Genomic DNA, 11,124 nt, shown 5'->3' on the forward strand with positions numbered 1-11,124 from the left:
GCTGCTCTGTGGCACCCACCGGCTTGTACCCTCTGCTGTTTGAGAAGGCTTATCGGGTGTCTCACACGAGTGCCCGTATGGTAGAGTTCGAGATACCGGATGTTGATTACACCCGGTACTCAAACCGTCAGCTCGTCGCGATCCCCCTCGCGATACTCGGGCTGGCGCTCGTCATCCTGCTCGGCAACTTCCTCATCACGGGAACGTCACCGGTCTCGCTCGGCATGGCCTTCACCGGCGGGACAGAGCTTCGCATCCAGACAGCCGACACCCAACCACAGATCGAGCGCACCTTCGACGCCGACGTCGAGTCGATTGCGCCGATCCGCTCGGAGGAAAACGAGTACATCGTCACCTTCCCGCCGAGCGACGCGGACCCCCAACAGCAGGCGCAAGCCGCCGGCTACGAAGTGATATCGAGTCAGGAACGGGCCGCCTCCTTCGGCGCTGATACCCAACGGCAGGCGTTCCTCGGAATCGGCGCCGCCTTCCTCGGGATGGCGCTGCTGGTCTTCGGACTGTTCCGCACGTTCATCCCCTCGATTGCCGTCGTCGCGTCAGCCTTCTCCGATATCGTCATCCCGGTCGCGCTGATGAGCATCTTCGACATCCCGCTCACGCTCGGGACCGTCGCCGCTCTCCTGATGCTCATCGGGTACTCCGTGGACTCGGATCTCCTGTTGAACAACCACATCCTCCGGCGGCGCGGTGACTTCTACGAGTCGACCTACCGGGCGATGCGGACCGGTGTCACGATGACGCTCACCTCCATCGCTGCGATGACCGCGATGACGATTGCGGCGAGTCTCCTCGCGATCGACCTGCTACCCTCGGTGGGTATCATCCTCGTGTTCGGGCTCGTCGCCGACCTGATGAACACCTATCTGCTCAACGTGAGTCTCCTCCGTTACTACAAGTACGAGGCGGTCGCACAATGATTCGGAAAAACTGGCGGCTCATCCTGCTGGTCGTGCTCGTGCTCGGTGGCTCGCTTGCCCTGTTCGGTCCCCTCGGAGCCGGTGGCGGCGAAGGACCGACGAATCTCCAGTACGGGCTCGAACTCTCCGGCGGAGCCAGCGTCCGCGCCCCCCTCGTCGGGATGACCGCCGACCCGGTCGACCTAGAGGGGACCTCCGGGCAGGACCTCGAACGCAACATCGCCGAAGAGCTCGGGCTTTCGCCGCCGACTATCGAAGTGCGGCATCCCGATTCGGATGAGGCGACCACCGAGGGCACCGTCGAGGTGTACAACGAGTCGGTCACGCAAGCCGAGTTCGCGGCCGCGCTCCAAGCGGTCGGACTCGACGCCGACGAGTCGGTCATCGAAGCCGGACTCACCCGGGCGACGTACGACACGGCAGAGCGCGTCCTCGACAGCAAGATTAACGCCGGCGGGCTGACCGGCGGCGACGCCAGCGTCACCACCGGCGCGAACCAGACGTATCTGACCGTCGAGGTGCCGAACGCAAACCGCTCGCAGGTGCTCGAACTCGTCGGTGACCCCGGGCGCGTCCAGATCGTCGGGCTTCACCCCGCAGAGGGAGGTTACGAGCGTGTCCCGCTGTTCGATCAGGAGACGCTCAACGTCAACGGCGTCAGCCAGAACCAACGGACCGGTCAGTGGGGCGTCGACGTGTCCGTCGCGACCCGTGAGGCAGCCCAGCGGTTCTCGACCATCATGCAGGAAGAAGGGTACACGGACAATCAGGGCCAGTGTAACTACGAGATCGGCTCCGGCCCGGACGGTGACAACGCCTACTGTCTATTGACCGTCCGCAACGGAGAGGTCGTGGACGCAGTCAGTATGGGCGACCTCGCCACTACTATCGAGAGCGGTGACTTCGTCGAGGATCCGCGCTACTTCATCAGCTCGAACTCACAGGAAGACGCCCGCGAACTCGAAATCAATCTCCGTGCCGGCGCGCTCCCGAGTGCCCTCGACGTGGAGAGCGGGACGAACTACTTCCTCCAGCCGTCGCTCGCACAGGACTTCAAGTTCCTCTCGCTGGTGACCGGTGTCATCGCCGTGCTCGCGGTGTCGCTCACCGTGTTCATCCGCTACCGCGAGCCGGGCGTCGCCCTCCCGATGATCCTGACCGCCGGTGCCGAGGTGTATCTGCTCCTCGGCTTCGCGTCGCTCATCGGACTCGCGCTTGACTTATCCCACATCGCGGGCTTCATCGCCGTCATCGGAACGGGGGTGGACGACCTCATCATCATCGCCGACGAGATTCTCCAGGGCGAGCGCGTCTCCACCGGCCGGGTGTTCGAGTCCCGGTTCCGGAAGGCGTTTTGGGTCATCGGTGCCGCAGCCGCGACCACCATCATCGCGATGAGTCCCCTCGCCGTGCTCTCGTTGGGTGACCTCCAAGGGTTCGCCATCGTCACCATCGTCGGTGTCCTGCTCGGCGTGCTCGTCACCCGGCCGGCGTACGGGAACATCCTCCGGAACGTCGTCCTCGATTAGGGATTAGGCTCCGCCGTGCGTTCGCGGTCGACGGACCCCTCCGGCCCCGCCGTGCGTTCGCGGTCGGCGGACCTTCAGAAATAGTCGAGCGCTGACTGTTCTGCCGCCGCCAACACGTCCTCGCTCGTTTTCCACGACGCTCTCGCACAGTCCGGCAGCTCGCCGTGCTCGGACACGTACTCACGGAGAAACTCGCGTGTCGCTGAATCCGAGGGATAGCCGCTCCCCACCGCACCGTACGTCTCGGCTAACGACGCGACGTGGTCGTCACGGGCCACTTTCGCGATGATTGAGCCGGCGGCGACAAGCGAATTATCCTCATCGGCACGGTGGCGCGCGTCTACCTCGACAGCGCGCTCACAGCTGTCGGCGACCCGGCGTGCAAACCGCGATTCGGAGGTGTCGCCCGCGTCACACAGGCCCGTGTCCCCGTCCCTCGCGCCGGCGTTGATGGCCTCGGCGTGGGCGCGGACGGTCAGCGTGTTCATATCCTCCTCGCCGTCGATGCTAGCCACCGGAATCTCGGCGACTCCCACGTCGCAGGCGTCACGAATCGCGGTGTCGAGCGCCTCACGACGCGTGGGTGACAGCCGCTTCGAGTCGGCCACGCCGTCGGGCAGGTCCTCTCGATTGCCGCGCACACAGGCCGCGAACATCGACCCGAGCACCGGTCCCTTCCCTGCCTCGTCGACGCCGAAGTGCATGGCTGGTCGTTGCGTGCAGGTGAAAAAAGGCTCGCGGTGGGCTACGACTCGCGGTGACTGTTCTGGCTCGCCGTGCGTTCGCTGGCCGGCGAGACCTGTTAGTCTCCGCCGTGCGTTCGCAGTCGGCGGAACTGTCAGTCTCCGCCGTGCGTTCGCTGGTCGGCGAGACCTGTCAGTCTCCGCTTGGGGTCGGTGCGACCGGTTCCGTCTCGGCGTCAGGCTCCGGTTCGTGCTCGGCTCCATCCCCGACCGGCTCGGCCGCAGGGCGTTCCTCGGGTGGCTCCTCGCCCTCTTCTTCGTGCTCGCCGGTCAGTTCGCGCATCCGCTCCAGGTCGCCGATTGGTTGTCGGTGGCACATAGCTTGCGACACCAGAATCTAGTATGTGAGTGAGTCACATAAATTCCGTCCCGAACGGCTACTCGTCGCGGAAGTAGTCAGGGTGTTCGAACGGTTCGTCCTCGCCCTCGACTGAGAGCACGTCGAGTGCCGTGACGGTCGCTGCGGTGTCGAGCAAGCCCGCCAGCGACGGCTCCGTCCGCCCCTCGTCACTGGAGATGAGTTCCTTGATGTACAGCCCGCCGGCACCGTGTACGTCGATGGTCGCGTGGGTGTCGTCGACGAGTTCGCCGTCGATTTCGTACACCTCGCGCTCGCGCACGAGGTCGGCTCGCCGGTGGTCGACCCGGTGGGGCGTTCGCTGTTCGACGGTCGCACCCTCTAGGGTTTCGAGTGCGTCTGCCAGCGCGGCCTCGTCAACGGACGCATCGAACTCGACCTCCGCGCGGTAGGTCTTCGAGGCGTCGTGCTCTTTCACGCGAGCGGTCATCTCGTGGGTCGCGAACCGGAGGTCGTCGACTTTCACCGCGTCGCTGGCTTTGTTGATTTCGTCCTCGATAGTCGCGAGGTCCACGTCGCGCCGGTGGGGGTGTTTCACCTCCAGCACGAACGGGCGACCGTCACCGAGCATCAGCGCGTCCACGTCCTCGCGTCCGGCACCGTGAAAGACGCCTTCGTCGCCGCGCAGCGCCGTGACGAGCGGCGGGGCGACCTCCTGTTCGACGCTCGTGTGATACCGGTAGCCCGTGCCGTTACACTCCGGACAGGCGCGTCCGCCGTGGAGCTGTCCGGACTCCCCGCAGTTCGAGCAGGGCCACTCCGTCTGGGGCACGTCCCGTTCGACCTTCCGGTAGCGCCCGTAGACGGCGACGGAGTTGATTGTCACGTCGATCTCGTCGGTGTCGAGGTCGATGAGCAGTTGCACGTCCGGCCGCTCGAAACCGACCTCCTTGCCCGTCCGCTGGCCGACGCGCTTCCCTACCTCCCGATTGAACTCCGATTTCAGCAGTTCGCCCGCCTCGGGGTCGAGCCCAGCGTCCACGCGCAGCAGTTCGCCGTTCTCCTCCACCAGCGGGGGGACGCGTGTCCCCACCTGATACGTGAAGAAGTCGATTCCCTCGAGCGCCTCGACGACGCGGTCGGCGCACTCCTCGAACCGGCCACACAGTCCCTCACAGACCCAACACGCCTCGATGTCGGGCGATTCGTACGGTTCGTCGGCATCGAGCGCGAGCGTCGTTCGCAGCGCCCGGCCGCGCTCGTCGTTGCCGAGCCCGAAGCTCCGGTCGGCGAAGGGGCGACCGAGACAGGCATCACACACGGGACCTGTGGCCGCCAGTCCTTCGGCGTCGTCGAGAATCGTCATTACCGTCGTTCGGATGGCTCGCGGGAAGTGTGTGTCGGCTCGCCCGTCCAATCGCCGGGTTGAAGCCTCCCGCTTTCCGCGTTCGCGTATGTCGGAGTTCCGTATCGCCGTCATCGTGGGTATCCTCCAGGGTATCTTCGAGTGGCTGCCCATCTCCTCTGAGGGGAACATCGCGCTGTATCTCACCGCCGTCGAGGGTCTCACGCCGGCGGCGGCGACGGATTTCGCCCTCTTTCTCCACGCCGGGACGGCTGTCTCGGCGGCCGTCTACTACCGTGGCGAGCTCGCCACGCTCGCGCGTCGGCTCCCCGAGTGGCGGGCGACGCGGGACCGCGAACTCTCCTTCCTCGCGGTGGCGACCGTCGCCTCGGCGGTTGTCGGACTCGCCGCCTACGCAACCATCGAAGAGCTCTTTTCGGCGCTCACCGGCGGGGCGTTCATCGTCCTCGTCGGTCTCCTGCTCGTCGCGACGGGCCTGTTCCAGCGGGTCGCGAACGCTCGCCTCGGCTCGCGCACGGAGCCGACGCTGTTCGACGGCCTGCTCGTCGGTGTCCTGCAGGGACTCGCCATCCTGCCGGGCGTCTCGCGGTCGGGATCGACCGTGTCGGCGCTGCTGTTCCGCGGTTACGACCCGGAAGCCTCGTTCCGACTCTCCTTCCTGCTCTCGATTCCGGCCGCCCTCGGTGCCGGCGTGCTCACGCTCGCCGACGGCGTGCCAGAACTGTCGCTGGTGGCCGGCGTGGTCGCAACGGCCGTCGCGGCCGTCGTCGGCTATCTCACCATCGACGCGCTCTTGCGCGTGGTCTCGCGGGTCGCCTTCTGGGCGGTGTGTCTCGGGCTGGGCGGACTGGCCATCGTCGGTGGAGTTGCGACGGTGCTGTAGCTGACTGGCTCTCCTCGTTGTGACGGACCGTCGGGCGTAAGGCACCTACCCCCGAACGGCGTGGTATGCAGGACCCGTTCAAGGAGCTGATGTTCCGCTCCTTCAAAGACGCGATGGACCTCGCCGACGACTACAATCGGTGGGCTGCGGAGGCGTTCGACGAGCCGCTCGCGGTGCAGGCGAGTGCGATTCCCCAGATGGCGATGATGCTCTACCGGTGTCGACTCCAGGCGCGACTCGGTGACGATTCTATCGAGTTCCCCGAAGCCGACGAGCGCATGTTCGATTGACGGACAAAGCGTTTACCACCCGTCCCGGTAACTGTCGGTATGACAGTTTCGACGGGAGTCGTCTTGGCGGCCGGCGAGGGGACTCGGCTCCGCCCGCTCACCAGCACACGCCCGAAGCCGATGTTGCCGGTCGCCAATCGTCCGATTCTCGAATACGTGCTCGACGCGCTCGTCGACGCCGGAATCTCCGATCTCGTCCTCGTCGTCGGCTACAAGCGCGACCGCGTCCAGAACCACGTCGGCTCGACCTACCGCGGCGTACCCGTCACCTACGTCCATCAGGCAAAGCAGTTGGGCAGCGGACACGCCCTCCTCCAGGCTCGCGAGGCGGTCGACGGTCCGTTCCTCACCGTCAACGGCGACCGCGTCATCGACCCCCAGACAGTCGGAGACGCGCTCGATGCCTTCGACGGCACCCCGACGATGGCCGTCCGGGACCACCCGAACGCGAACGAATACCCAAACGGCGCGGTTCGACTTGACGGTGACCGCGTCACAGAGCTCGTCGAACAGCCCGACGGTCCCTATCGGCTCATCAACGCCGGCGTCTACGCCTTCCCGGCCGGCTGGTTCGACCGGCTCGCGGCGACGAAGCGGCGCGGCGGCGACCTGTATCTCCCCGACGCCATCGTCGAACTCGCCGCCGAACGCGGCGTCGTCGGCGTCCGTACCGAGGGGTTGTGGGTCGATATCACCTACCCGTGGGACCTGCTCGAAGCGACCCGTCAACTCCTCGGAGCGGGTCTCGTTGACGAGCAGGCGCACGAATCCGGTGTCTACGTCCACGAGACGGCCCGCGTCCACGAGGACGCGACCCTCCAGGGCCCCGTCGTGGTCGGTCCGGACGCTGAAATCGCGGCGGGCGTCGTCGTCGGTCCCGACACCGCCGTCGGGCGCAACATCACGGTCGAGGCGAACGCGACGATCGAACGCTCGCTCGTCGGCGCGGACACACGCGTCGGCTCCGGCGCGACGCTCTGTGACTGTGTCACCGGAATGGCCGGCGAAATCGGTCCCGGCGTGGTCGTCCCCGGCGGCGAGACCGACGTACGAATCGGCACCGACATCCACGAGCGCGAACGGCTCGGCGCGGTCGTCGGTGACCGGGTGACACTCGCCGGCGGGTCGACGCTTGGGCCCGGAACGCTTCTCGGCGTCGGCGCGACCGTCGGGGTCGGTGCCATCGCCCGCGACCACGTCGCCGCCGGCGCGGAGGTGGTCCGCTGATGTGTGGGATTATCGGCTGTGTCGGCCGCGGCGACGACACGCTCGACACGCTGCTCGACGGACTCGACACGCTCGAATACCGTGGCTACGACTCCGCGGGCGTCGCCCTCGCCAACGGCTCCGTTCAGACGGCAAAGAAGGCCGGCGAACTCGACGCCCTGCGTGAACACCTCGCCGACTGGTCGCCGTCGGGGACGGTCGGCATCGGCCACACCCGCTGGTCGACCCACGGACCGCCGACGGACGCCAACGCCCACCCGCACTGCGACTGCACCGGTGAGGTTGCCGTCGTCCACAACGGCATCATCGAGAACTACCAGACGCTTCGCGACGAACTCGCGACCGACCACGAGTTCGTCTCCGACACCGACACCGAGGTGATTCCCCACCTCATCGAGGACGCGCTCGCCGACCACGGTCCCGAGGCTGCGGTCCGAGCGACCCTCGACCGCCTCGAAGGGAGCTTCGCCATCGCCGTCGTCATCGCCGGCACGGACGCCATCTTCGCCGCCCGGCAGGATTCCCCGCTCGTGCTCGGTATCGACGACAACGCCACGTACCTCGCCAGCGACGTGCCCGCGTTTCGCGTCCACACCGACCGCGTCGTCTATCTCGACGACGGACAGTTCGTCCGGCTCGATGCCGACGGCTACACCGTCACCGACTTCGACGGGACGCCGCGCTCCCCCTCGGTCGAGACCGTCGACTGGGACCCCGAGGCGACCGGCAAGGCCGGCTACGACCACTTCATGCTGAAAGAGATTCACGAACAGCCACGTGCCCTCAGACAGTGTCTCCAGGGCCGGGTCGACGAACTCGCCGGCGATGTCACGCTCGACATCGACCCCGACATCGACCGGGTCCAGTTCGTCGCCTGCGGGACCTCCTATCACGCCGCCCTCTACGGGGCCGCGCTGTTCCGGGCGGCCGGCGTCCCGGCACAGGCGTTCCTCGCCCACGAGTACGCGATTCAGACCCCGCCCGTCGAGGACGACCTCGTGGTCGCCGTCTCCCAGTCGGGCGAGACGGCCGACACGCTCGCGGCAATTCGTGAAGCCGACCGTCGTGGGGCCGATACCCTCGCGCTCACCAACGTCGTCGGCTCCACGATGGCGCGTGAGTGTACGGACGCGCTGTTCATCCGCTCGGGGCCGGAAATCGGCGTCGCGGCCTCGAAGACCTTCTCCGCGCAGCTGACGGCCGTAAACCTCCTCGCGCTGGCGACCGTCGGTGCCGGCGACGAAGACGTACGCGACCTCATCGGCGCGTTGCGCGACCTCCCGGCGGACATCCAGACGATTCTCGATGCGTCTGGTGCCCGCGAGGTGGCCCGCGAGTACGTGGACAGCGAGAGCTTCTTTTTCATCGGGCGGGGGTACCACCACCCCGTCGCGCTGGAGGGGGCACTCAAGCTGAAGGAGATCTCCTACACCCACGCCGAGGGGTTTGCTGCCGGCGAACTCAAACACGGGACGCTCGCGCTCGTGACGCCCGACACGCCCGTCTTCGCAGTCGTCACTGGCGACGGCGAGGCTGCCCGCAAGACCATCGGGAACGTGAAAGAAGTCGAAGCACGCGGTGCCCCCGTGATTGCCGTCACCGACGGCGAGAGTGACGTGGAGCGGTACGCCGACGCCGTGCTCGAGATTCCGTCGACTCACGCCCGGACCGCGGCCGTGCTCGCGAACGTCCAGCTCCAGCTCGTCGCCTACCACGTCGCGAACGAACTCGGCCGTTCCATCGACAAGCCGCGCAACCTCGCGAAATCCGTCACGGTCGAGTAGCGGGCGGGTGCGCCGGCGCACGGGTCGCTGGCGGATAACGCGGCTCAGTCGGCCGTGAGTTCGGTCGTCGACTCTACACTCTCACTCGCCGACGGCTCCGTGACCGACTCGTCGAGCGCTCGCGCCAACGCGAACACGGCGTCCTCGTGGCTGCGTTTCGACGCGTGAATGGAGTTCGGCCGTACCCGTAGCCTCTCGTAGGTCTCGGTGTCGACCTCCGTGTCGAGCGTCGTCTCACAGAACTGTTCGACAGCGGCCAACAGCGCGTGAACGTGGAGTAGCTCCTGTTTGCGCATTGCATACCACACTGTGTCCCACACGACAACCAATTACGGACCGAACATCTTCGTTCCAACTGCCTCGTTCTGCTATATTGCCCTCTGGTCGTTCGGCTGTGACTGTCATCGCCGCATTCGAATTGAGCGCTTCTTACGGCTCTATAAAACGTTTAGCCGCCGCAAAACCCGGGATAAAACGTTTTATACACTCCCTATCGACGCAGCTGTCCGGTGAATCGACGCGAAAACGAACTCAGCGTCGACCCGGTATATGTGGGTAGCCATTCAACGCCTGAGCAGAGAGATAATGTCCACCGAGTCCTCTCCCATCGACGCCCTCCCTGACGCGACGCCGTCGCGACTCGCACAGGTCACGCGAGCTGCCGGCACCGTCACCCGCGGACTCGCCTTCTGGACCGGCATCACGCTCGCGTTCGCACAGGTCCCCCTCTTCGCCGTCGGGGTGACGAGCACCGACCCGACGCTGTTGGTCGCGCTCCTCGTCGCCAACCTCGCGGCGTTCGCACTCGGCAGCGACTACCGCGCTTAACGGTCGTCGCGAGCGTCCTCACTGCGGTCCTCGGGTTCCGGCGGCACGAACAGTCGGGCGAGCCACCGTACGACCCGCGACGACTCGGCGAGTCGCCGGCCGCGGTCGCTGAGTGCTGTTGCCACCTCGTTGAGTCGCGACTGCTCCCATCGTGTTACCATCGGTGTGACCAATCGCTCCAGGAGTCCGAGTACCGGTCCGATGGTGTACGTCTCTCGGAGGTTGATGGTCACGACCGTCGGGTCCGGTTCCGCGGTGAGCCACTGGTAGAGTCGCGAGGTATGGAGTTGCCGACCCACTGCCCGTTCGAGCCGTTGAGCCGTCGTCACGGGAAGCGTTGCTGCGAGTCGGTCACGAGCGGTCCTTGCGACTCGTCCAACTACCGATTCGCTCAGGGCCGTCCCGATACGCTGGTCTCGACTCACTGTTCGACGCTGTCGACCTCACCCACGAATTCGTACTCATCGGTTGCGACAGTGAGTTGTCGGCCGATTCGAATTGGTTCGCCTCCGTACATCGGTCCTGCAACCGTGTCTCTCGCCACGAACTGCATCTCGATGGTGAGTCGTTCGCGGTCTCCCATCGTTTGGCCACGAGTCACGTCCTGTACTGTCACGACCGTCTGTCCAGCAAGCTGGTATTCGTCGCCCGTCCCGACCGCATCAGCAACCGCCGTCGAAACGTTTGCCGTCAACGTCGCAGTGACCGAGGTCGTCACGATTCCCTCTGTCTGTCCAATATTGATGACGGTCGCCTCGACAGTGTAAGCTGGTGTGGTCAGCCGCCGGACCGTCCCGTACCGGAGTTCCGCTCCCTCTGTCGTGAACACGTCGTCTTCGACGATACCGTCGACTCGAACTGCGGCCACGATGCGAATTCCATCGTCTGTCGGCGTCCGGTACACGCCGGTCAGCGTGTGGTTCTGCCCGGCAAACGTGACCGTACCGGATTCGATGAGCGCTGCTCCATCCGGCGGATGTGTCCCTAACTCGACTGTTACTGTCCGGGTCACTTGTTGTTCGCTTGGCTCGCCCGATTCGTCCGAACCGACGACGAGCGCGATGCCGGCGACGGCGACTGCGAGCACGAACAGCACGACGAGCAGATCGATGATGTTGACGATACCGAACACACGACCGTGCTCGTCCAGCAGTTCCATACCCGGAGGTCGGGTGTCGGTCACATAACGGCTTCCGTCTTCCAGCGGGATACGAAGCTACTTGTGGCCGGTGGCGCAA

The 11,124-nt window shown here is 65.8% G+C and carries 13 protein-coding genes; 7 read left to right on the forward strand and 6 right to left on the reverse strand.

Annotated features, from left to right (window positions below):
* Positions 1-77: 77 nt before the first annotated feature.
* On the forward strand, positions 78-938 hold the full coding sequence (gene secF, locus DMP03_RS00760) for a protein translocase subunit SecF (RefSeq protein WP_152118831.1): 861 nt from the start codon (positions 78-80) through the stop codon (positions 936-938).
* Positions 935-2,467, forward strand: coding sequence for a preprotein translocase subunit SecD (locus tag DMP03_RS00765; RefSeq protein WP_152118832.1), 1,533 nt, complete (start codon positions 935-937; stop codon positions 2,465-2,467). Before secF ends, DMP03_RS00765 begins: the two co-directional genes overlap by 4 nt.
* Before the next feature lie 74 nt (positions 2,468-2,541).
* Here DMP03_RS00765 and rnhB read toward each other — a convergent pair whose 3' ends face one another.
* From rnhB to DMP03_RS00780, 3 genes are all read right to left on the reverse strand, one after another.
* Positions 2,542-3,171, reverse strand: a complete 630-nt coding sequence (rnhB, locus tag DMP03_RS00770) for a ribonuclease HII (RefSeq protein ID WP_152118833.1) — start codon at positions 3,169-3,171, stop codon at positions 2,542-2,544.
* Between the two features lie 172 nt (positions 3,172-3,343).
* The gene (locus DMP03_RS00775) at positions 3,344-3,529 is read right to left on the reverse strand and encodes a hypothetical protein (protein WP_152118834.1); all 186 of its coding nucleotides are present in this window, start codon (positions 3,527-3,529) and stop codon (positions 3,344-3,346) included.
* 58 nt (positions 3,530-3,587) lie between these two features.
* Positions 3,588-4,874 carry a tRNA pseudouridine(54/55) synthase Pus10 gene (locus DMP03_RS00780; RefSeq protein WP_152118835.1) on the reverse strand — a complete coding sequence of 429 codons (1,287 nt, stop codon included), beginning with the start codon at positions 4,872-4,874 and terminating at the stop codon, positions 3,588-3,590.
* Positions 4,875-4,962: 88 nt separating this feature from the next.
* Here DMP03_RS00780 and DMP03_RS00785 point away from each other — a divergent pair, with 88 nt between their 5' ends.
* From DMP03_RS00785 to glmS, 4 genes are all read left to right on the forward strand, one after another.
* The gene (locus tag DMP03_RS00785) at positions 4,963-5,757 is read left to right on the forward strand and encodes an undecaprenyl-diphosphate phosphatase (protein WP_152118836.1); all 795 of its coding nucleotides are present in this window, start codon (positions 4,963-4,965) and stop codon (positions 5,755-5,757) included.
* A gap of 65 nt (positions 5,758-5,822) precedes the next feature.
* Entirely contained in the window at positions 5,823-6,047 is a 225-nt protein-coding gene (locus DMP03_RS00790; protein ID WP_152118837.1) for a hypothetical protein, read from the forward strand.
* Positions 6,048-6,086: 39 nt separating this feature from the next.
* Complete coding sequence (locus DMP03_RS00795) at positions 6,087-7,274, forward strand: sugar phosphate nucleotidyltransferase (RefSeq protein ID WP_152118838.1); 1,188 nt, start codon at positions 6,087-6,089, stop codon at positions 7,272-7,274.
* Positions 7,274-9,058 (forward strand): glutamine--fructose-6-phosphate transaminase (isomerizing), encoded by a 1,785-nt coding sequence (glmS, locus tag DMP03_RS00800; RefSeq protein ID WP_152118839.1) that lies wholly within the window; start codon positions 7,274-7,276, stop codon positions 9,056-9,058. The genes DMP03_RS00795 and glmS overlap by 1 nt, the downstream gene beginning before the upstream one ends.
* 44 nt (positions 9,059-9,102) lie before the next feature.
* Here the strand turns inward: glmS and DMP03_RS00805 are convergent, their stop codons facing one another.
* Positions 9,103-9,354, reverse strand: coding sequence for a UPF0058 family protein (locus DMP03_RS00805; RefSeq protein WP_152118840.1), 252 nt, complete (start codon positions 9,352-9,354; stop codon positions 9,103-9,105).
* A gap of 289 nt (positions 9,355-9,643) precedes the next feature.
* Between DMP03_RS00805 and DMP03_RS00810 the strand changes: the two genes are divergently transcribed.
* Positions 9,644-9,886, forward strand: coding sequence for a hypothetical protein (locus tag DMP03_RS00810; RefSeq protein WP_152118841.1), 243 nt, complete (start codon positions 9,644-9,646; stop codon positions 9,884-9,886).
* On the opposite strand, the gene DMP03_RS00815 is transcribed toward DMP03_RS00810, so the two are convergent.
* Entirely contained in the window at positions 9,883-10,311 is a 429-nt protein-coding gene (locus tag DMP03_RS00815; RefSeq protein ID WP_152118842.1) for a hypothetical protein, read from the reverse strand. The two genes, DMP03_RS00810 and DMP03_RS00815, sit on opposite strands and share 4 nt — an antisense overlap.
* Positions 10,308-11,045, reverse strand: coding sequence for a DUF4330 family protein (locus tag DMP03_RS00820; RefSeq protein WP_152118843.1), 738 nt, complete (start codon positions 11,043-11,045; stop codon positions 10,308-10,310). The genes DMP03_RS00815 and DMP03_RS00820 overlap by 4 nt, the downstream gene beginning before the upstream one ends.
* Positions 11,046-11,124 lie beyond the last annotated feature (79 nt).

It is taken from the genome of Halosegnis rubeus (genome assembly GCF_009184545.1).
GTDB lineage: Archaea > Halobacteriota > Halobacteria > Halobacteriales > Haloarculaceae > Halosegnis > Halosegnis rubeus.